The 20,795-nt window shown below is 63.5% G+C and carries 19 protein-coding genes and 1 pseudogene; 16 read left to right on the forward strand and 4 right to left on the reverse strand.

Going from position 1 to position 20,795, the window contains the following annotated elements:
- Genes BRA49_RS06115 through BRA49_RS06135 form a run of 5 tightly spaced genes read left to right on the forward strand, consistent with a single transcriptional unit; the run spans nucleotide 1 to nucleotide 4,738 of the window.
- Complete coding sequence (locus BRA49_RS06115) at nucleotides 1-609, forward strand: 4Fe-4S binding protein (protein WP_292384407.1); 609 nt, start codon at nucleotides 1-3, stop codon at nucleotides 607-609.
- Nucleotides 606-995: a molybdopterin dinucleotide binding domain-containing protein gene (locus tag BRA49_RS06120; protein WP_292384408.1), complete on the forward strand. Its 390-nt coding sequence runs from the start codon at nucleotides 606-608 to the stop codon at nucleotides 993-995. The genes BRA49_RS06115 and BRA49_RS06120 overlap by 4 nt, the downstream gene beginning before the upstream one ends.
- Nucleotides 985-2,274 (forward strand): formylmethanofuran dehydrogenase subunit B, encoded by a 1,290-nt coding sequence (locus BRA49_RS06125; protein WP_292384409.1) that lies wholly within the window; start codon nucleotides 985-987, stop codon nucleotides 2,272-2,274. The genes BRA49_RS06120 and BRA49_RS06125 overlap by 11 nt, the downstream gene beginning before the upstream one ends.
- Nucleotides 2,271-3,971 (forward strand): formylmethanofuran dehydrogenase subunit A, encoded by a 1,701-nt coding sequence (locus tag BRA49_RS06130; protein ID WP_292384411.1) that lies wholly within the window; start codon nucleotides 2,271-2,273, stop codon nucleotides 3,969-3,971. Before BRA49_RS06125 ends, BRA49_RS06130 begins: the two co-directional genes overlap by 4 nt.
- Nucleotides 3,968-4,738, forward strand: a complete 771-nt coding sequence (locus BRA49_RS06135; protein ID WP_292384414.1) for a formylmethanofuran dehydrogenase subunit C — start codon at nucleotides 3,968-3,970, stop codon at nucleotides 4,736-4,738. The genes BRA49_RS06130 and BRA49_RS06135 overlap by 4 nt, the downstream gene beginning before the upstream one ends.
- Before the next feature lie 149 nt (nucleotides 4,739-4,887).
- On the opposite strand, the gene BRA49_RS06140 is transcribed toward BRA49_RS06135, so the two are convergent.
- From BRA49_RS06140 to BRA49_RS06150, 3 genes are all read right to left on the reverse strand, one after another.
- The gene (locus BRA49_RS06140) at nucleotides 4,888-5,154 is read right to left on the reverse strand and encodes a DUF1922 domain-containing protein (RefSeq protein WP_292384415.1); all 267 of its coding nucleotides are present in this window, start codon (nucleotides 5,152-5,154) and stop codon (nucleotides 4,888-4,890) included.
- Nucleotides 5,155-5,263: 109 nt separating this feature from the next.
- Complete coding sequence (locus BRA49_RS06145; protein WP_292384416.1) at nucleotides 5,264-6,811, reverse strand: FAD-dependent oxidoreductase; 1,548 nt, start codon at nucleotides 6,809-6,811, stop codon at nucleotides 5,264-5,266.
- A 120-nt stretch (nucleotides 6,812-6,931) separates the two neighbouring features.
- Nucleotides 6,932-8,479, reverse strand: coding sequence for an FAD-dependent oxidoreductase (locus tag BRA49_RS06150; protein ID WP_292384417.1), 1,548 nt, complete (start codon nucleotides 8,477-8,479; stop codon nucleotides 6,932-6,934).
- Nucleotides 8,480-8,573: 94 nt separating this feature from the next.
- Here BRA49_RS06150 and BRA49_RS06155 point away from each other — a divergent pair, with 94 nt between their 5' ends.
- Nucleotides 8,574-9,845: a glycosyltransferase gene (locus BRA49_RS06155; protein WP_292384418.1), complete on the forward strand. Its 1,272-nt coding sequence runs from the start codon at nucleotides 8,574-8,576 to the stop codon at nucleotides 9,843-9,845.
- 226 nt (nucleotides 9,846-10,071) lie between these two features.
- Nucleotides 10,072-10,830 (forward strand): coenzyme F420-0:L-glutamate ligase, encoded by a 759-nt coding sequence (locus BRA49_RS06160; RefSeq protein WP_292384420.1) that lies wholly within the window; start codon nucleotides 10,072-10,074, stop codon nucleotides 10,828-10,830.
- Here the strand turns inward: BRA49_RS06160 and BRA49_RS06165 are convergent.
- Nucleotides 10,827-10,985, reverse strand: coding sequence for a preprotein translocase subunit Sec61beta (locus BRA49_RS06165; protein ID WP_292384422.1), 159 nt, complete (start codon nucleotides 10,983-10,985; stop codon nucleotides 10,827-10,829). The two genes, BRA49_RS06160 and BRA49_RS06165, sit on opposite strands and share 4 nt — an antisense overlap.
- Nucleotides 10,986-11,029: 44 nt before the next feature.
- Here BRA49_RS06165 and BRA49_RS06170 point away from each other — a divergent pair, with 44 nt between their 5' ends.
- The 9 genes and pseudogenes from BRA49_RS06170 to BRA49_RS06210 form a co-directional block, all read left to right on the forward strand.
- Nucleotides 11,030-12,073 (forward strand): amidohydrolase family protein, encoded by a 1,044-nt coding sequence (locus tag BRA49_RS06170; RefSeq protein ID WP_292384423.1) that lies wholly within the window; start codon nucleotides 11,030-11,032, stop codon nucleotides 12,071-12,073.
- Nucleotides 12,074-12,109: 36 nt separating this feature from the next.
- Complete coding sequence (locus BRA49_RS06175) at nucleotides 12,110-12,538, forward strand: universal stress protein (RefSeq protein WP_292384424.1); 429 nt, start codon at nucleotides 12,110-12,112, stop codon at nucleotides 12,536-12,538.
- A gap of 14 nt (nucleotides 12,539-12,552) precedes the next feature.
- On the forward strand, nucleotides 12,553-13,413 hold the full coding sequence (locus BRA49_RS06180; protein WP_292384426.1) for a CBS domain-containing protein: 861 nt from the start codon (nucleotides 12,553-12,555) through the stop codon (nucleotides 13,411-13,413).
- A gap of 144 nt (nucleotides 13,414-13,557) precedes the next feature.
- Entirely contained in the window at nucleotides 13,558-14,202 is a 645-nt protein-coding gene (gene psmB / locus BRA49_RS06185; RefSeq protein ID WP_292384427.1) for an archaeal proteasome endopeptidase complex subunit beta, read from the forward strand.
- Between the two features lie 20 nt (nucleotides 14,203-14,222).
- Nucleotides 14,223-16,115: a beta-CASP ribonuclease aCPSF1 gene (locus BRA49_RS06190; protein ID WP_292384429.1), complete on the forward strand. Its 1,893-nt coding sequence runs from the start codon at nucleotides 14,223-14,225 to the stop codon at nucleotides 16,113-16,115.
- Nucleotide 16,116: 1 nt separating this feature from the next.
- Nucleotides 16,117-17,184, forward strand: coding sequence for an MFS transporter (locus BRA49_RS06195; RefSeq protein ID WP_292384430.1), 1,068 nt, complete (start codon nucleotides 16,117-16,119; stop codon nucleotides 17,182-17,184).
- Between the two features lie 38 nt (nucleotides 17,185-17,222).
- Nucleotides 17,223-18,653: an aldehyde dehydrogenase family protein gene (locus BRA49_RS06200; protein WP_292384432.1), complete on the forward strand. Its 1,431-nt coding sequence runs from the start codon at nucleotides 17,223-17,225 to the stop codon at nucleotides 18,651-18,653.
- 86 nt (nucleotides 18,654-18,739) lie between these two features.
- Nucleotides 18,740-19,528, forward strand: a complete 789-nt coding sequence (locus BRA49_RS06205) for a fasciclin domain-containing protein (protein ID WP_292384434.1) — start codon at nucleotides 18,740-18,742, stop codon at nucleotides 19,526-19,528.
- Nucleotides 19,529-19,968: 440 nt separating this feature from the next.
- Nucleotides 19,969-20,795 (forward strand): annotated as a pseudogene (locus BRA49_RS06210) (hypothetical protein); the annotation flags it as partial.

Here is a 20,795-nt window from a genome sequence, read left to right on the forward strand (position 1 = left end):
ATGCGATCGATCATCTACTACGTGCGTGAGTTTCTCCGGCCGGAATGGCTGAAAACATTCTTCTTCGCCAGGACCGCACCGCTTGAGACCCCCTCGTACTTCAAGGGCTACCCGGCCCGGACGGAGAAGGAGTGCACGCGGTGCCTTTCCTGCATGATGATCTGCCCCGCGCCCGGCGCCATCGCGGTTCTCCGCAAGAAGGACCAATGGGGGCCGGAGATCTACCCCGGCCACTGCATCCGGTGCGGCCTCTGCGTCGAGGCATGCCCCGAAGGCGTTCTGTCGAGCGGGCGGATCCTCGACGTCACCCGGCGCGACGGGACGGCGTTCTGGTCGTGGTACCACCTCCAGGTCGACGACAGCCTCTGCATGCGCTGCGGAAACTGCTGCGTCTCCTGCCCGGTCAACCGGGAGATCGACCCGCAACTCGGGGCGACGGGAACCTCCTCAAGCGACGAGGTGATCATGCGGATCGAGGGCGGCCGGGTGACGATACTCCACGAGGAGAAGTGCACGGGGTGCAAGACCTGCGAGATCAACTGCCCGAACCGGGCCATCCGGGTCGCCCGGATGGTGGAAGGGGTGCAGGGCGAGGAGGCGGAGGCATGACGTATCTCATGATCACGGGCCGGACGGTGAACCAGGGGGTGACGGTCGAGAACAAGACCTCCGCCGAATACGCGGCCGAGACCTCCACCTGCTTCATGCACGAGTTCGATATGATGGAACTTGGGCTTGACGACGGCGAGTGTATCCGGGTGACCGGGCCCTGCGGCGAGGTCGTCATGCGGGTCTCCGCATCCGAGGAGGTGGAGACGGGCACCGTCTTTGTCCCCTACGGGCCCTACGCAAACCACATCGTCGCTGCCGGCACCCACTCCACCGGGATGCCTGACTTCAAGTCGCACGAGGTGGAGATCGAACCGACGGATGAAGAGCCGAAGACCGTTCACGGACTGATGGAAGACCTGGGAGGGCTTGCCTATGATCGTTAAGGACGCGGTCTGCCCGTTCTGCGGATGCCTCTGCGACGATATCGAGGTGGAGGTGGACGGGGACCGGGTGGTCGCTGTGACGAACGCCTGCGAACTCGGCACGAAGAAGTTCATGGGCGAGAAGAGGCTGAAGAACCCGATCCTGCGCGATGGAGACGCATGGAAGGATATCACCTACGATGAGGCGGCCCGCTACGCCGCCGGTATGCTCCTCTCTGCCGAGCGCCCGCTCCTGTATGGGTGGAGCGGGACCCACGGGGAGGCCCAGTGTGTGGGGGTGCATATGGCCGAACTCGTCCGGGGCGTCATCGACAACACCTCCTCGGTCTGCCACGGACCGTCGATCCTGGCCATCCAGGAGGTCGGGCACCCGGGCTGCACCCTCGGGGTGGTGAAGAACCGGGCGGACCTTGTCATCTACTGGGGATCGAACCCGATCGACGCCCACCCCCGTCACCTCTCCCGCTACACCCGCTACGCGGAAGGGTTCTTCCTCGACAACGCCTTCCGCGACCGGAAGGTGATCGTCGTCGACGTCAGGAAGACCGAGACGGCGAACATCGCTGACGAGTTCGTGCAGATCAAGCCCGGCGGGGACTATGCGGTCCTCTCGGCGCTCCGGGCGATCGTCCGGGGCAAGACGGAGACGATCCCCCGGACGGTCGCGGGCGTCACCCGCGAGCAGCTTGTCCGGGTGGCGAACCTCTGTAAAGGAGCGAAGTTCGGGGCGGTCTACTTCGGGCTCGGGCTCACGATGACCCGCGGAAAGTACAAGAACATCAGGAACGCCATCGAACTCGTCTCGGAACTGAGCCGGCACACGAAGTTCACCATCTCGGCGATGCGGGGCCACTACAACGTCTACGGGTCCAACGAAGTGAACACTTGGATGACCGGCTACCCCTTCGGGATCGACTTCTCCCGGGGGATCGCCTTCTACAACCCGGGTGAGACGACGGCCGTGGATATCTTGGCCCGGAAAGAGTGCGACGCGGCGCTGATCGTCGGGAGCGACCCGGCCGCCCACTTCCCGCGAAAGTGCCTGGAGCACCTCGCGGAGATCCCGGTGGTCCAGCTCGACCCCTACCCGAACGCCACGACCGCGTTCTGCAACGTCCAGATCCCGGTGGCGGTGACCGGCATCGACGCCGTGGGGACGGCCTACCGGATGGACGGGGTGCCCATCCGGACAAGGCAGGTCCTCTCTTCCGGTTATCCGTCCGACCGGGAGGTCCTTTTGAAGATGTATACGCTGATGCAGGAGGGAAAAGGGCAATGACCGAACTCCTGGTGAAGAACGCCTGCGTCATCGACCCCCTCCGGTCCATCAACGCCGAGACGATGGACATCGCCATCCGTGACGGCAGGATCGTTGAGGAGGTGAGCGGTGCGGCGGAGGTGATCGACGTCCACGGCATGCTCACGATGCCGGGCGGGGTCGACTCGCACACCCATATCTGCGGGACGAAGGTGAACTTCGGGCGGTACATGAGCCCCGAGGATATGCGGGCGGGGAGGACGCCCCGGCGGGGGCCGCTGCACGCCACGTCCGGCTACAGCGTCCCGACCACCTACGGCAACAGTTACCGTTACAGCGTGATGGGCTACACCACCCTGCTCGAGGGCGCGATGGCACCGCTCGAGGCACGCCACACCCACGAGGAGTTCATCTACACGCCGCTCCAGGATACGATGGCAAACACCCTCTTCGACGGGAACTGGGGAATCATGGAGGCGATCCGCGACGGCGACACGAAGAGGGTTGCAGCCATCATCGCCTGGACGCTCCGGGCGGTGAAGGGGTTCGGCGTCAAACTCACGAACCCAGGCGGCACCGAGGCCTGGCAGTGGGGCAAGAACGTCTCCTGCATCAGGGACCCGGTGCCCTACTTCGAGGTGACGCCCGCGGAGATCATCCGGAAGGTGATCGAGGCGAACGAGCTCCTCCATCTCCCGCACTCCGTCCACCTCCACGCGAACAACCTGGGCACGCCGGGGAACTACACCTGCACGCTTGGGTCGATGGGCCTCGTCCCGGACCTGAACAAAAAGAGGCAGACGCTCTATGCCACCCACGTCCAGTTCCACGCCTACGGCGGGTCCGGGTGGCCGGATTTCTGCTCGAAGAGCGAGCCGATAGCAAATTTCGTCAACATGCGCCCGCAGATCGTCATGGACATGGGGCAGGTGATGTTCGGCCGGACGACGACGATGACCGCCGACGGGCCGATGGAGTTCAACCTCTACCGCCTCCACCACGAGAAGTGGAGCAACCACGACGTGGAGCTCGAGACCGGTTCCGGGATCATCCCGGTCATCTACCGGCGCAAGAACCTGGTCAACTCGATCATGTGGGCGATCGGGCTCGAACTCGCCCTCCTCACGGAGAGCCCCTGGCAGTGCCTGCTCACGACGGATAACCCGAACGGTGCGCCGTTCGTCCGCTACCCCGAGATCATCGCCCTCCTGATGAGCAAGAAATACCGCGACGCCGAGTTCGCGACGGTCCACCCGGATACCGCGGCAAGGGTGCCCCTCCCGGCGATCGAGCGGGAACTGGACTGGTACGAGATCGCGGTGATGACCCGGGCCGGCCAGGCGAAGGCGCTCGGGATCCAGGAGATCGGGAAAGGCCATCTCGGGCCGGGCGCGTATGCGGATGTTGCCGTCTACCCGATCCGGATTGACGAGGTCGACCCGTCGGTGGATCATCAGAAGGTGATCGAGGCGTTCGGTCAGACCGAGTACACGATCAAGCGGGGCAGGGTCGTCGCCCGGAGGGGCGAGTGCCTGATCGATGGGAGCAACGCCACGTTCTGGGTCAAGCCGAAGGTCTCCGAGGCTTACGATATGGGCAAAGACCCGGACTTCATCGAGAAGTTCGACCGCTATTACACGGTCAGGATGAGAAATTACCCGGTGCAGGAGGAGTACCTGAACCGGAACCGGTGCATCGAGACGGAGGCGGAGATATGAAGGTCACGCTTGCGATGAAACCTACCGCGAGGTCGTTCATCCCGATCGAGGCGGAGTCGATCGTCCCGAAGAATTTCCTTGCCGGCACCGATCTCGTCGTCTGGCGGGGGAACCGGGAACTCAGGCTCGACGAGGTCTTCACGGTCACCGTGGAGGGCCATGCCGATCGCTCAGAAAACGTCGAGGTCGTCCTCTCGGGCGATGACACGTTCCGCTTAAAACGGGTCGGGGAGTACATGGAGGCCGGGAAGATCACGGTCCTCGGCAATATCGGGATGCACTGCGGCAACTTCATGACCGGCGGGGAGATCGAGGTCCGCGGCAACGCCGACGGCTGGCTCGGGAGGGAGATGGGGGGCGGAACCATCATCTGCCGGGGCGATGCCGCAGACTACTGCGCGTCGGGATACCGGGGCGGCAGGAAGGGGATGACCGGCGGCACCGTGGAGGTCTTCGGCCGCGCCGGGGATTTCGTGGCGGAACACATCGCCGGCGGCACGGTGATCATCCACGGCAGTGCCGGGGATATGCCCGGGGCGGAGATGCACGGGGGAACGCTCACGGTGCACGGGGACTGCAGCCGCCCGGCAGCGAACATGAAAGGGGGCTCCTGTTACGTCTTCGGCACCGCGCAGGGGATGCTTCCCACGTTTCGGAAGATCGGAACGGTCCAGCACGAGGGGCGCACGCTAATCCGGTTTGTCGGGGATGTTGCGAACCGCGGAAAAGGAAATCTTTTTGTGAGAGACTACGTATATCTGGATTGATGGTCAGACACGAGTGCGGGTTCGAGGCCCCGATTCATTGTAAGAGGTGCGGGAGACCGCTATCCAGCAAAGAGCGTACGGGCCTGTTCTGCCCGCACTGCGGAAGGAGAGTGAGCATGCTCTGTCCCGGCTGCGGGCGCCTCTGGTGATCAGACCCGGTCCTTCACCCACTCGGTGTACCGGGCCCGCAGCCGCTGGAGGTCCTGCTCCGTCAGGTCTTTTTTCCGGGTCCGGTCCAGGTACGACTCCAGCTGCTCGACCACCCGTTCTGCGTCCAGAAAATCATCGACATCCAGGTAGACCGGCGCACGTCCGACGTTGATCGCTTCGCCGCACATCGGACAGAGCCTCCAGCGCTGGTAGCGGTCCACGTAGGTGAAGGTCTTGCAGCCCGGACAGCGGATGACGAGGTACATTCTTAAAGGGAATGTGCCGGCGGGTGGATTTATAGTTATCCATCCGGTCTCCTTTTATGATTCGGGGTGGGGCGGTGGGAGGGGCGTGCCCCCATTCTCTCCATCTCCCTCACCTCTCTTGAGCCCCCCGCGGTGCGAGGTCTTTCACCGCCGGCCCGTGGATCACCCTCCCGTCTGCGTCGTAGCGGGAGCCGTGGCAGGGGCAGTCCCAGGTCTCTTCGGCGCTGTTCCATGCGACGACGCATCCCAGGTGCGTGCAGGTGGGGTTGACCGCGTGGACCCGCTCCTCCCGGTCCCGGAAGACCCCGGCTTTTTCCCCCTCGATCATCAGGATCTTCCCTTCCCCGGGCCGGACGTCCCGGAGGTCCCCGGCCGGCCGGGATATCGCCCCGCCGATGTACTTCTCGGCCACCCCGATGTTGTGGACGAGGAATCGCCGGACAGATGCCGCGGGCTTGAACCGATCAGGGGCGTAGACCTCTGCCCAGGGGCTCGTGCGATCCTGGATCATCTCGGTGAGGATCATCGCGGCCGCGGTGCCGTTGGTCATCCCCCACTTCCGGAAACCCGTCGCGATGTAGACGTTCTCGTGGCCGGCGGCGAGCGGGCCGATGTAGGGGACGCCGTCGATGGTGATGTAGTCCTGCGCCGACCAGCGGTAGTCGACGGAGATGGCCGGGTAGACCGACCGGGCGTAGGCCTCGAGGGCCCGGTAGTGCTCCCTGGTGTCCACGTTCTCGCCGGTCCGGTGCTCCATGCCGCCGACGAGCACCAGTTCGCCCCCTTCGGCGGGCTGTGAACGCCAGGAGTGGGCGGGGCCTTCGGCGTTGATGAAGATGCCGTCCGGGAACGGCTCGCCGGTCCGGATGCCGAGGACGTAAGAGCGCGAGGGCTCCATCCTTGCGTAGTAGAACCCGGGGCCGTCGTAGAAGGGGTAGTGGGTTGCAAGGACCGCCGCCCGGGACGTGACGACCCCGTGCTCCGTCCGGACAGCGCACCTGCCTCCGCCGTCCTGCACCTCAAGCGCCCGGGTCTTCTCGAAGATGTAACTCCCGTCGCCCGGTATGAAGGAGGCGAGGCGCTGGAGGTATTTCAGCGGGTGGAACTGCGCCTGGTCGACGAACCGGACCGCTCCGTAGGTCCGCCCGGGGAGCCCGATCTCCTCCACAAACGTCGCCGGGATCCCGAGACTCCGTGCCGCGTCCGCCTCGGCCATAACGAGGTCGCGGGAGTCCTCCGACTCCGCGTAGGTGTAGGCCGGTCTCCTGACAAAATTGCAGGGGATGTCGTACTCCCGGACGAACGATGCGATCGTCTCGATCGCCGCCTGGTTCGCGTCGGCATACTGCTTCGCCTGCCCGCCTCCGAACCGGGAGATCAACTTGTGGTATATGAGCCGGTGGAGCGACGTCACCTTCGCCGTCGTGTGGCCGGTCACCCCCCGGTAGACCCTCCCCCCCTCGATCACGGCGACCGTGTAGCCTGCCTGCTTGAGCAGGACGGCGGTGGTGATCCCGGTGATACCGCCGCCCACGACCGCCACGTCGGTCTCCAGGTTCCCTGGCAGGGGGGGATACGACGTCTCGGGGGTGGTCTCCATCCAGTACGACTCGTGTCTGCCCGGCAGGCCATACACCGGACCCGGTCCATGCTCCATAGGTTACGCCTCCGCTTGCCCGCCTGCCCTCCCTCCCTCCCGGCGGGTGCCGGGAAGGGGCGGCGGGCGGTCACCATTATGCCGGGGACATATATAGGTGTGCCACGCCTGCTCCCGATCTCACTTCCGCACGACCTTCTTCCCTTTCAGGTCTCTCACCGTCGGGCTCCCGATCACCCTCCCGCCGGCAGCGTAACGCGAACCGTGGCAGGGGCAGTCCCAGGTCTCCTCTGCGTTGTTCCAGGCGACGGTGCAGCCCATATGCATGCAGGTCGGGTCCAGCGTGCGGATCCCGCCGCCCCCGTCCCGGACGACCGCGACCTTCTGCCCGCCCGCCTCGACGACCTTCCCCTCGCCGGGTGGTATCGCCGCGACCTCCCGGTCAAACCGGGCGGCATCGACCTCGATCGTCTCCCCGGCGGCCGCGAGTCTCTTCCGGACCCGGTCGGGAAACTCCGGCTGCTCCCGGAACCGGGAGGGGTCGAAGACCTCCGTCCAGGGGTTCGTGCGGCCCTGGATCATATCGGTGAGGATCATCGCTGCCGCGGTGCCGGTGGCCATCCCCCACTTCCCGAATCCCGTCGCGACATAGATGCGGTCGTGGCCTTCGGCAAGCGGGCCGATATAGGGCACACGGTCGAGGGTGATGTAGTCCTGTGCCGACCAGTGGTAGTCGACGGCCCTGACCGGGTAGACCGACCGGGCGTAGGCCTCGAGGGCGCGGTAATGCGCCCGGGTATCGGTCACCGCCCCGGTGTCGTGCGCCGCCCCGGTGACGATGACGAGGTCGCCGTCGCCGGCGGGCTGCGACCGCCAGGAGTGGACGGGTCCCGCGGCGTTGATGAAGATCCCGTTCGGGAACGGCTCATCGATCCGGATCCCGAGCGCATACGACCTCGACGGATGCATCCGGGCGAAATATGCGCCGGGCCGGTCATAGATCGGGTACTGCGTGGCGAGAACCGCGTGGTCGGAGGAGAGCGAGCCCCGGTCGGTCTTCACCGCAACACCGCTCTCCCGCTCCTCGATATCGAGGGCTCTCGTCATCTCAAAGACGTAACTTCCCTCCCCCGGGAGGTGCCCGGCGAGGAGCAGGAGGTAGTTACGCGGGTGGAACTGCGCCTGGTCCTCGAGGACCACCGCCCCGTGCATCCTGCCCGGGAGCGGGACCTCCTCCGTGAAGACCGCCGAAAGACCGAGGCTCTTTGCCGCATCCGCCTCGGCGATAACGAGTTCGCGGGAATCCGCCGACTCCGCGTAGGTATAGGCGGGTTTCCGCTCGAAACTGCACGGGATGTTGTACTCCCGGACGAGGGCCGCGATCGTCTCGATCGCCGCCTGGTTCGCAGCGGCATACTGCCGGGCCTTCACGCTCCCGAACCGGTCGATCAGGTCGGCGTAGACGAGCCGGTGGAGCGCCGTGATCTTCGCCGTCGTATTGCCGGTGGCGCCCGTGGCGATCCGGTAGGCGTCGATGAGGGCGACCGTCAGCCCCGCCTTCTTCAGGAGGAAGGCCGTGGTGATGCCTGCGATCCCGCCCCCGATCACCGTGACGTCCACGCGCCCGTCCCCGTCGAGCGGCGGAAACCCCGTCTCCGGCGAGGTGGCCATCCAGTACGACTCCGCCTTTCCCGGCAGAGTACCATCCCGTTCCGGTGCCTCTTCCATGCTTCTTCCTCTCTTCGCTGGTGGGTGCCGCGGCACCTATATATCGGTTATGCAGGATCGGCAGGGGGACCGTCATCTGCCGGGACCCACCGGTATGCATAAGAGCAAACGCTTCGATGCAGGAGCGATCGGGATGAGCGTGATTCACACAATCGGGGACTACGAACGGTATGTCGGAAAAGAGGTTGTACGCCGCATCGAGGCGAAGGCACGGCCGCTCCACGACATGCACGTCCTGCACATGAACTCCACCTACTACGGCGGCGGGGTATCCCAGATCCTGTCATCCCTGACCCTCCTGACAAACAGCCTCGGCATAGAGACCGGGTGGCGCGTCGTCCACGGCCCGCCGGACTACTTCAGCGTGACGAAGAAGTTTCATAACGCCCTCCAGGGAGGCGAGATCAACCTGACCGACCGGAAGAAGGAGATCTACGAGAACGTCATCCACGAGAACGCCGTGAGGAACCACATCGACCACGACATGGTCTTCGTCCACGACCCGCAACCGCTCCCGCTGATCACCCATTACCGGAAGAAATGTCCCTGGGTATGGCGCTGCCACCTCGACCTCACCACGCCGAACCGGGAGGTCTGGAACTACCTCCTCCCGTTCATCGAGAGGTACGACGCCGTCGTCCTCTCCTGCGGAGAGTACCGGCAGGACCTCACGAGACCGCAGGTCTTCTTCACGCCCGGCATCGACCCCTTCTCGATCGTGAACCGGGACCTCCCCGAGAGCGCCGTCGACGAACGTCTCGCGCACTACGGCATCCCGACCGACCTCCCCCTGGTGGTGCAGGTCTCCCGGTTCGACCACTGGAAGGACCCCGTGGGGGTCATCCGGGCATTCGAGAAGGCAAGGAGGAAGGAAGAGTGCACCCTGGTCCTCGTCGGGAACGTGGCGACCGACGACCCCGAAGGCGCCGAGGTCTACCGGTCGCTCCTCGCCCACAGAAACGAGCGGGTCATCGTGCTGAGCGTCCAGGACGGGGCGCTGGTGAACGCGCTCCAGCGGCGGGCGGCGGTCGTCATGCAGAAGTCCCTCCGGGAAGGGTTCGGACTGACGGTCTCGGAGGCGATGTGGAAGGGTGCGGTGGTGATCGGCGGAGACGTCGGCGGGATCCGCTACCAGATCCAGGACGGGGTGAACGGGTTCCTGGTCTCCTCCGTCGACGAGGCGGCGGAGAGGATCGTCCGGCTGCTCCGCGACCCCGACCTCGCAGAACGGCTCGGGCGCGCGGCGCGCGAGCGGGTGCGGGAGTGCTTCCTCTTCACCCGCACCGTCGAGCAGTACCTCGACCTGATCGCCTCGTTCGAGCCGGAGTTCCGGTTGAGGGAAGGTGTGGGGTTGTGGTGCGGGTGAGCGGTGGGCGGTGGGGGACTTTTGAGGCGAGCCATCTGGTGTGAGGAGACAGGGGAGGGGGGCACGGTCCACTGCGTGGGGAGATCCCACCTTTGGTGCTCATGCCCGTGCCTCCCCGTCCGTCGCGCCCGAAATCACGAGTAATCCCCACAATCCGTCGGAGCCCTCTGCGTGAAAATCCGAGCATTTTTCTGCATGCGGAGACGACCACTGATCCGTGAGTTCCATGGCTATCCAGGTAATCGGTGTTCAGGGCCTCCCCCTGATCCAGAACGGTGACGACCTGCCCGCCCTGATCTGCGATCGGGTCGCGTTCGAAGACGGGGATATCCTCGCCGTCGCCTCGTCCGTCTACTCGAAGGCAAAGGGCTTCACCCTTGATCTCGCTGCCATCACCCCCGGCGCGGACGCCGTGCGGATCGCGGCAAAGACAAAGGAAGATCCCCGCTTCGTGCAGGCGGTCCTGGACTCGTCCACCGATATTCTGCTCGAATACCCGTTCATCCTCTCGGAACTGCCTTCCGGCCACATCGGCGTGCGGGCCGGCGTCGACCACAGCAATATCGAAGACGGCCGGATCATCATTCTCCCGCCCGACCCCATGGAGGCCGCCGCCGAGGTCCGGAGCGCGATCTGCCGCATCACCGGAAAGGACGTCCGGGTGCTCATCACCGATACCTGCGGCAGGTCGTTTCGGCGCGGCCAGACCGGCACCGCCATCGGGTGGGCGGGGATGACGGCGATTGACGACTACCGGGGCGACACCGATCTCTTCGGCCATGTCCTCGCGATCACCGAAGAAGCGGCGGTCGACGAGATCGCAGCCTTCGCCAACTTCGTCATGGGCGAGAGCCACCAGGGTGTCCCCGCCGTGGTCTTCCGGAACTGCCGGACCTGGAACGGGCACGACCAGGTCTACTTTACGCCGGAGCAGGACGTCATCAGGGCTGGTCTCGTGGCCCTGAAGCGGGACAAAAAGGATTAGAAGAGAGCGTTGAGGATAAAGACTGCCCCTCCGGTCACGATGGTTACAACGATCACGATCTTCGGGTCGATGTGGATGGCCCGGTGATCTTCGCTGTCGTAGTAGTTGACCAGGCCGGCAGAGGATACCAGTCTTCCGCCAGATTTTTTCGCCATACTCAAATATTCTCCCTTGCAATATATAAAACAAAGGTCACAGGATGCAGGAGAGATCATACGTCGTCACCGGCCGCACACTCCTCGGCGAAGACCTCCGGGAAGAAGACGTCACCATCACGGTCTCCGGGGGTATCATCACCGCGATAGAGCCCTCTTTTGGGACGCCGGACCGGTGGATCGTGCCCGCCTTCTTCAACGCCCATACCCATCTCGGCGACACAGTCGCGATGGACCTCCCCGCCCGGGGCAGCCTCGCCGAACTCGTCAAACCGCCGAACGGGTTGAAGCACCGGATCCTCGCGGCAACCCCGCGGGCCGACCTCGTCCGGGGGATGCGGTCGAGCATCATGGCGATGATCGCGACCGGGACGACCGGGTTTGCCGACTTCCGGGAAGGGGGGGCCGACGGTGTTGCGGCGCTTCGCGAGGCGGCGGCCGGTCTCGGCTGCCGGCCCGTCATCCTCGGCCGCGAAGGCGGCGAGAAGGTCAGCGACGGGGCGGGCATCAGCAGCGTCCACGACGTCGCGAACGCCGAAGAGATCGTCAGGGAGGCGCGAGCCGCGGGGAGGCTCGTCGCCTTCCACGCCGGGGAGAAGAACCCTGACGATATCGACGAGGCGCTCGCGTTCGAGCCCGACCTGCTCGTCCACTGCACCCACGCGACCGATGCACACCTCAGGCGGATCGTCGATAGGGGAATTCCCATCGTCGTCTGCCCGAGGTCGAACTGGCTGCTCGGGGTTGCGGCCTCGGCGGCCCATCCGCCGATAGCGCGGATCCTCGAACTCGGCGGCCGGTTCCTCCTCGGGACGGACAACGTGATGTTCGTTCAGCCCGACCTTGCCCGGGAGATGGCATTTACTGCAACGATCTACCGCGCGCCCCACGACGAGGTCCTGCGTGCCGCGATCGCCGGGGCCCGGCTCGCCGGGAGGTCAGGATACCTTGAGGAGGGGCAGGAAGCGCATTTTCTTGTCATAAATCCTGCAAAATCCAACCTCACCTTCAGCAAAGATGTCCGGGCAACCATTGTAAAACGGCTGGATTCTTCATCTATCTGCCAAACAGTTTTAACCCTGCAATAGATACCAGATAAGAAGTATCTGTTCTGCGTGGTGTGTATGTTCCGTACGATACTTGTTGCTATAGATGGCTCCGAACCTGCCAACCGGGCTTTGGAAGAGGCTATCGGTGAGGCCAGCGTCTGGAAGGCCAAAGTTCATGTCGTTTATGTCGTTGAATCCGGGCTCTTTTCATCCCTTCCTATGGACAACACACTCGAAATAATATATAGTGTTTTGCAGAAGGAAGGCGAGGAAATTCTGGAAGGGGCTCGTAAGAAAGCAGATGCGGCGGGCGTCCCGATCACGACGCATCTCCGGCAGGGGCACGCGGGATCCCAGATCGTCGCCCTCGCCAAAGAACTGGGAGTTGATCTCATCGTCCTCGGGTCCTACGGAAAGAGCGGTGTCGACCGCCTCCTGCTCGGCAGCGTGACCGACTACGTGGTGCAAAACAGCCCCATCACGACCACGGTGGTGAGATCATAACCTCTTCAGGGCGGATGCTCGTCCGGGACTTCATGGTGACCGACGTCGTCTGCGTCGAGATTCCCGGAAACCGGGATGACGTCCTGCGGATCCTGAAGCGCACGGGTATCAGCGGCGTCCCGGTCCTCAAAGACGGCGAGCTCGTCGGCATCATCACCCGTAAGGACCTCCTCCGGAAAGCGGACGAGACCCAGCTCGGGCTCCTGATGACGCCGGACCCGGTCGTCATCAGGCCGGACGCTCCCATTGCGGAGGCGGCCCAGCTGATGGTGCGGCATAACATCAGGAGGCTCCCGGTCGTAGAGGGCGGGTCGATGATCGGGCTCATCAGCGTGGCCGACCTCATCGGGGCCATCGCACAGATGCGCCTCACCCTGCCGATCAAGGATACCTACGTCAGCAAGACCTATGCCCTCTGGGAGGACACACCCCTTTCACTTGTGGGGAGGGTCCTCGAGATATCGGGCTATGACGCCATCCCCATCCTGATGGAGGACGGGACGCTGACCGGCATCATATCGGAGCGGGACCTCATCAGGCATTCCCGCATCGAGGACGGCGTCGAGGTCAGCGACTTCTCGAACGGTACCGACGACGACGAGTGGACCTGGGAGAGCATTCGGGACATGCACACCATCAGCTACGGCATCTCCAGGATCCAGCTCCTTCCGATCCCCGTAAAGAACGCGATGGTCAAGAACGTTCTCGCCGTTCCCTTGAACGCGGAGGTCGGCGAGTGCGCCTTGAAGATGCGGCGAGCCCGGGTCGACCAGCTCCCGGTGGTCAACGGGAACAAGCGACTCGTCGCCATGCTCTTTGACCGGGAACTGATCAAAGTCCTGCTGCCCGACCAGCAGGGCTTGCGAAAGAATTAAGGTTCTCTATCCACAAAATATATGGATGCCTATCATGTCGTACCAGAATCCGGTACGACGATAAATTTATGTTTTAGAGTATCACTATACGCTTAACCGCTTTTGAGAGAGGTAAAGCGTTTTAGAGATTTTAGGGGTGCTTCAATGGTTGATATTTCCCAACAGATTATGACAGGTACAACCACGGTAGGGCTGGTCTTCGACGGCGGCGTGGTTCTTGCGACGGAGATGCGGGCGACGATGGGGAACATGATCGCGAGCAAGCGTGCCAAGAAGATCTACCAGATCACGCCGAGGATCGGTCTCACCACCGCCGGCGGCGTTGGTGACGCGCAGCAGCTGGTCCGGATCCTGCAGGTCGAGTGCAACCTCTTTGAGATGCGCCGCGGCAAGACGATGTCTGTGGGCGCCGCGTCGACCCTGCTCTCGAATTACCTGAACCAGAACCGCTACTATCCGTACTACGTCCAGCTCCTGATGGGCGGGTTCGACGACGAGGGGCCGAGCGTATACTCCGTCGACGCCATGGGCGGGGCGACCAAGGAGGAGGATATCGTCGCCACCGGCTCGGGGTCTCCCTTCGCCTACGGTGTGCTCGAAGACCAGTACCGCCCGGACCTGAAGGAGGACGAGGCAAAAGATCTCGCCATCCGTGCAGTCCGGTCGGCGATGCGTCGTGACTCGGCATCCGGGGAGGATATCATGGTGGTCGTAATAACGAAGGACAAATACGAAGAACAGATAGCGAGCGGGCTGCAGAGGCCATCTGTGGCCCGACCGACACCCTGACATTTTTTAGGACGATTTTAATGGTTATTGAAGAGAAACTGCGGGAGTTTAAGGAGCAGATCGAGAAGATCGTTCCCAGCGGAATTACGATCTCAAATGTCGAGTTCGAAGGACCCGAACTTGTCATCTATACCGACGATCCGAAGCAGTTCGCCGACCAGGCGGACCTGATACGAGTACTGGCGCGTGACCTGCGTAAGCGCATCGTCGTGCGCCCGAACATCCTTGAGGACCCGGAACGGGCGGCCCAGGAGATCCGGGCCGTTGTGTCTGAGAGCGCGGGGATATCCGAGTTCTTCTTCGACCCGGAGACGGGCGAGGTCCTGATCGAGGCTGAGAAGCCCGGCGTGGTCATCGGGAAGAACGGCATAACGCTGCGGGAGATCACCAAACAGATCGGCTGGACGCCGAAAGTAGTCCGGACACCGCCCATCGAGAGCACGACGGTCAAGCAGATCCGCACGTACCTCCGGTCGGTGAAGGACGAACGGAAGGCGTTCCTGCGGACGATCGGTCGCCGTATCCACCGGGAGGTCACGAGCAAAGATCAGTGGCTGCGGGTTACAACGCTCGGCTGCTGCCGGGAGGTCGGTCGTGCTGCGTTCCTCGTCTCGACACCGGAGAGCAAGATCCTGGTGGATTGCGGGGAAAAGCCGGGCAGCACTGCGAACGGGACGCCCTACCTCTACGTCCCCGAGATCTATCCGCTCGACTCGCTCGACGCGGTGGTCCTCACCCACGCGCACCTCGACCACTGCGCTCTCGTCCCCCTCCTCTTCAAGTACGGTTACCAGGGGCCGGTCTACTCGACTCCGCCGACGAGGGACCTCTCGACGATGCTCCAGCTCGATTACCTGGACGTCGTCCGGAAGGAGACGGACAAGATCCCATACACCTCAAACGAAGTGCGGACCTACATGAAGCACTCCATCACCCTCAACTACGGCAGCGTGACCGATATCGCTCCCGACGTCAAACTCACCTTCCATAACGCGGGGCATATTCTCGGGTCGGCTATCGCGCACTTCCATATCGGCGAGGGGCTCTACAACATTGCGTTCACCGGGGACTTCAACTACCAGAAGACGAGGCTCTTCTCCCCTGCGGTCTCGTCCTTCCCCCGTCTTGAGGCGCTCTTTATGGAGAGCACCTACGGCGGGGCGAACGATATCCAGCCCCAGCGGAAAGACGCCGAGGATAAACTCTACGAGACGGTCTCGGCGACGATCAAGCGCGGCGGCAAGGTGATCATCCCCGCGTTCGCCGTAGGACGGTCGCAGGAGGTCATGCTCGCCCTCGAGGAGGGTATCCGGAAGCAGAAGATACCGCCGGTGAAGATCTACCTCGACGGCATGATCAAGGAAGCGACGGCGATCCACACGACCTACCCGGAGTATCTCAACAGCGATCTCAGGAACCAGATCTTCCGCGAGGGGTTGAACCCCTTCCTCTCCGAGGCCTTCGTTCAGGTGGACTCGCCGGCCATCCGCGAGAAGGTGATAACGGGCGATCCCTGCGTCATCATCACCACGAGCGGTATGTTGAACGGCGGGCCGGTGATGGAGTATCTCAAGGCCCTCGGCCCCGACGAACGCAACGCGCTCGTCTTCGTCGGCTACCAGGCGGAGGGGACGCTTGGGCGGCGTATCCAGAAAGGGTGGCGCGAGATCCCGCTCGGGTGGCGCGAGACGATCGTGATCAACCTCGAGATCGCGACGAGCGATGGGTTCTCCGGTCATTCGGACCGGAAGCAGCTGATGAACTACGTCGCCCACCTCCAGCCGCGCCCGGAGAAGATCTTCACCATCCACGGCGACGAGAACAAGACCCTCGACCTTGCAAGTTCCATCTACAAGCGGCACCGCATCGAGACGCATTCTCCCATGAACCTCGAGACCTATCGCATGCTCTAGAATGGTGCGGAACTTCCCCATCCTTCTCGGGATATTCGTGGTGATGGCGTTATCAAACGCTGTCGTCCCGGTGCTTCCCGATTTTGCCGAAGGGACGGCAATGCAGGGCACGGTCTACGCCGCATACTTTTTGGGCGCGTTTGTTGCGGTGCTGCCGGCAGGGATGGCAAGCGACCGGATAGGCAGCGTGCCGCTCATCCGTGCCGGGCTTCTCCTGACTCTCGCGAGCGGTGTCCTCATCCTGCTCTTCCCTTCAGGCCTGCCGCTCCTCGTCTTCCGGGTGGCCGAAGGGCTCGGTGCCGGGCTCTTCCTCTCGGCGGCGCTTGCGTGGGCGAACTCCCAACCGTCGGCCGGGCAGCTCAGCGGGTACGTGATGGCGTCCCTGAATCTCGGTCTGGTCGTGGGGCTCCTCGCGACGGGCTGGCTCGATGCCGCCCTCGACAGTCATCTTGCCGGGATCGCCCTCTTTACGGTGCTTGCCGTCCCCGTGGTCGGGATGGGGTTCACAGTCCGGGAGAGCGAGCGCGTGGGTTTTGCGAGAGCGAACCTCCCCGGGATCGTCCGGAACTACTTCTGGCTCTTTGTCGCAGCAGTCGTCCTGGTGGGGATGACCGGAGCGGTGGCGGCCGTCTACCCGGAGTACACCGGGAACGACCCGTCGGTGCTCGCCCTGCAGCTCGCGACGATCAACATCGCGAGCGTCGTCGCCGTGCTCGTCGCCCCCCGGATCAACTTCCGTCCCGTCCCGACCATCCGGGTCTCCTCGATCCTGATGGCGGGAGCGGTCGTGGCGGGCTATTTTACCCCCTATGCCTTTCCCGCCATCGGGGCTCTTTCCGGGGTGATCATCGTCGCGATTCTTGCGTTCCTAGCGGAGACGAGGGTCCAGCAGGGCGTGATGACCGGGCTCTTCAACACCGCATCCTACGCCGGGTTCACGTTCCTCTCCGCCCTTGCGGGGTTTGCCGCCGGGATGTTCGGATTCCTGGCCGCGTTTCTCCTGCTTGCCGGGATGGCGGCGGCGGTGGCCATTCCTATCGGTAGGTGCCGGTGCGAGCACACCGGGTGACCGAGCGCATATTACCACCTTCGCCCATAGGATCATCCATGAAGATGCTGATCAACGGCGAGTGGCGCGACTCGGTCGCCGGGAAGGTCTTTGCCGTGGAGAACCCCGCCACGGGAGAAGTGATCGAGGAGGCGCCGCTTGGCGGCGAAGAGGACGTTCGATTGGCTGTAGAGGCCGCCGGGGAGGCGTTTGCGGACTGGTCCGCGAAGAGCCAGAGGGACCGGGCGAAAGTTCTCTTCTTCGCGGCAGTTGAGGTGCGCCGCAGGAACACCGATCTCGCGGCGCTCCTGACCACCGAGCAGGGGAAGCCCATCCGTGAAGCGGTCGACGAGATCAACGGGTTTGCCAACATCCTCGAGTACTACCATGCCCTCTCGGCGGGGGAGCGGGGAGAGTTCCAGAACCTTAAGGGCTACGGGCGGATGATCGTCCGGCGGCGCCCGCTCGGGATCTGCGGCGCGATCATCCCCTGGAACATGCCGGCGATCATCATGGGCTGGAAGATCGGCCCGGCCCTCGTGGCGGGGAACACGGTGGTCTTGAAGCCCGCCCGGACCGCCCCGCTGACCTGCACGAAACTCGCGGAGATCCTCGGGGGCGCAGGACTTCCGCCCGGCGTCTTAAACGTCGTCACCGGACCGGGGGAGACGGTCGGCCGGGAGATCGCGAGGAACCCGTCCATCCGGAAGGTCTCGTTCACCGGGGAGGTCGAGACCGGGAAGCAGGTCGCCCTGGATGCTGCCCCGGCCTTAAAGCGGCTTACGCTGGAACTCGGGGGGAGCGACCCCATGATCGTCGCGGGCGACGCCGATATCGGGAAGGCGGTCGAGGGGGCCGTCCGCGGACGGTTCTACAACTGCGGACAGGTCTGCACGGCGGTGAAAAGGCTTTACGTCGACGAGTCGATCGCGGACGAGTTCGTCCGGCGCCTGACGGCACGGGTCGAGGCGATCGTGGTCGGGAACGGCATGGACCGCGGCGTCGGGATGGGGCCGCTGAACAACCGGGCGGGGTTTGACCGGGTCGTCGGCCTGGTGGATGCCGTCCGGGAACGGGCCGAGGGAGAGATCGTCGCGGGCGGGCGGGCTCCTTTTGGGGAGCAGTACGACCGCGGCCTCTTCTTCCTGCCGACGCTCGTCGCCGGTGTGCCGCACGACTCCCCGCTCTTTGCAGAGGAGGTCTTCGGCCCGGTGCTGCCGGTCGCGACCGTCTCGGGCATCGATGAGGCGCTCGATCTCGCAAACAACAGTCGTTACGGCCTCGGGGCGTCGGTATGGACCCGGAGTGCGGATGTGATCGCCCGGGCGACGGAGGAACTCGAGGCGGGGATCGTCTGGGTCAACCAGCACCTGAAGATCCCCCCGGAGGTGCCGTTTGGGGGGACGAAGGAGAGCGGTTTCGGCAGGGAGAACGGCAGCCGGGCGCTGGAGGAGTACATGGAGGAGCAGGCGGTCCTCGTACGGCTGTAGGCCCAAAAACCCCAACTCGATAACTATAACAAAACTTTTATAATCTGTGGGGTATCTCCCCCCTCTCCCCAGGGGGGAATGGTAGTATGAGACAATGGACAGTTCTATGCGCATGCATCCTCGTTCTTCTGACGATGCCGTTTGCTGTGACGGCGGCGGTGGTGGGAGACGAGAATGCAACGCCGACAACCGGGAGTGATACCGGGCAGATGGGTAATCAGACAGCGGATATGACGATCGCCGCCTACATCGGCCAGGACCAGAACCTGACAAGACTGGCTGAAGCGGTCAGTGCGGCCGAGCTCTTCGACACCCTCAACTCCGGAGGACCCTACACGCTCTTTGCTCCGAGCAATGATGCGTTCAACGCGCTCGGCAACGAAACCGTGGGGCAACTCTTCAACGAGACCGACAACCTGACCACGGTTCTCCAGTACCATGTCGTCGAAGGGGAGTACACCTCGGCGGACCTGATGAGTATGGCAGGGAACCAGACCGGGAACCAGACCGGGGATCAGGCCGGAAACGAGTCTGAGGGCGGCATCCTCGATATCTTCAGCGGTCTTCTTGGTATGGGGAACGAGACTGAGAACGCGACGACGCTCACGACGCTCGCCGGCGAGGACCTGAACGTCACCGTCGTCGACGGTGAGGTCATGGTCGGGAACGCGACCGTCACCATGGCGGACATCAACACGACGAACGGTGTAATCCACGTCATCGACCAGGTGCTGGTGCCTGCAAGCGTGAACCTGACGACGGAGAACCAGACCGGGATGCAGGCTACGACGCCGACCGAGACGGTGGCCACCACGACACCGGCCGGGACAGAGGCCGTGGCGAACCAGACCATGCTGATAGGCAGCGTGCAGTGAGGTGATGTAACCGGGGCGGAGGCGGTGAGCACCGATACCGGCCCCTCGGAACCGTCCGGACGGCTATCGGGCCTGATCCGGACCGTAACACTCTTTTCGTCTTTTCCTGGAGAGGGGGCCATGGGCGTTTTACCGGTTTCTTCCGCCGGAGAGGGGGACCGGTCTGGTCTTTCCCTTGAGGAGGATCTACTCGCACTATGATGGATGTGGAGAGATCTGGTCGTTATTCGCCCTGTTTGAGATCCCCGGATTATTATCACAATATTTTTATATAACGTTGAATATTCTCTTGCCCGCAAGGGGGGATATGTATGAAACAACATTTACTGCTCGGTTTCTGCCTCGTTCTTCTCCTGTCACTCACTGCCGCAACTACGGCAGTCCTGATTGGAGGAGGGCCTGTCGAACTGAGCCCTGATGAGTCTGTGAACATTACGCCTGTGAACAGTACCGAATCGTATGAGGTACCACAAACGACCGTGCTTGGAGCACTTGATGAGGCCTCGATTCTTGGAGCGTTTGAGTACCAGGTTGCCGAAGACCTGCCTCCGGAAGAGGGGAATCTCAGCATTCTATCGATTGCAGGGATTGAGAACGAGATCGTGAATGGGACTCCGAACAACTGGACGTTCTGGATGAACGATGAGGCGGGCACGACAGGACCCGCGGTGACGAACGTGACCGACGGGGACAATCTAACCTTCTCCTATGGGCCTCCGGATCACACCCTGGAGGACGCCCTGTATACGCTTACAGTGAACGTGACCGTCACCGGGAACGTCACTCCGACCCCGACCGGGAACGTGACGCCGACCCCGACCGGGAATGTCACCCCGATCCCGACGGGGAACGTGACGCCGACCCCGACGGGCAACGTGACGCCGCCCACTGAAGCGAACGTCACCATCGTCGAACCCATGGAGGGCGCCAGCGTCGCTGCCGGAAACGTCACGGTAAGCGTGAACGTCACGAACTTCACGCTGGTGGAGCCGACCGGGCAGCCGAACGCGCCGGGCGAGGGCCACCTGCACTACTACCTGGATGCCGTGGTGCCGACGAATGAGAGCGAACCAGCCGTGCCTGAAGTCGGCGGCTACGTCATCTCCACGAACCTCACCCACACATGGGAGAACGTGACGCCGGGCGAGCACAACCTCTCGGTCCAGCTGGTCAACAACGACCACACGCCGCTCATCCCGCTCACGTTCATGACGGTGAACGTCACCGCCGATGAGAACGTGACCCCGACCCCAACCGGGAATGTCAC

This window comes from Methanoculleus sp. UBA430 (assembly GCF_002506585.1).
In the GTDB taxonomy this organism is placed as follows: Archaea; Halobacteriota; Methanomicrobia; order Methanomicrobiales; family Methanoculleaceae; genus Methanoculleus.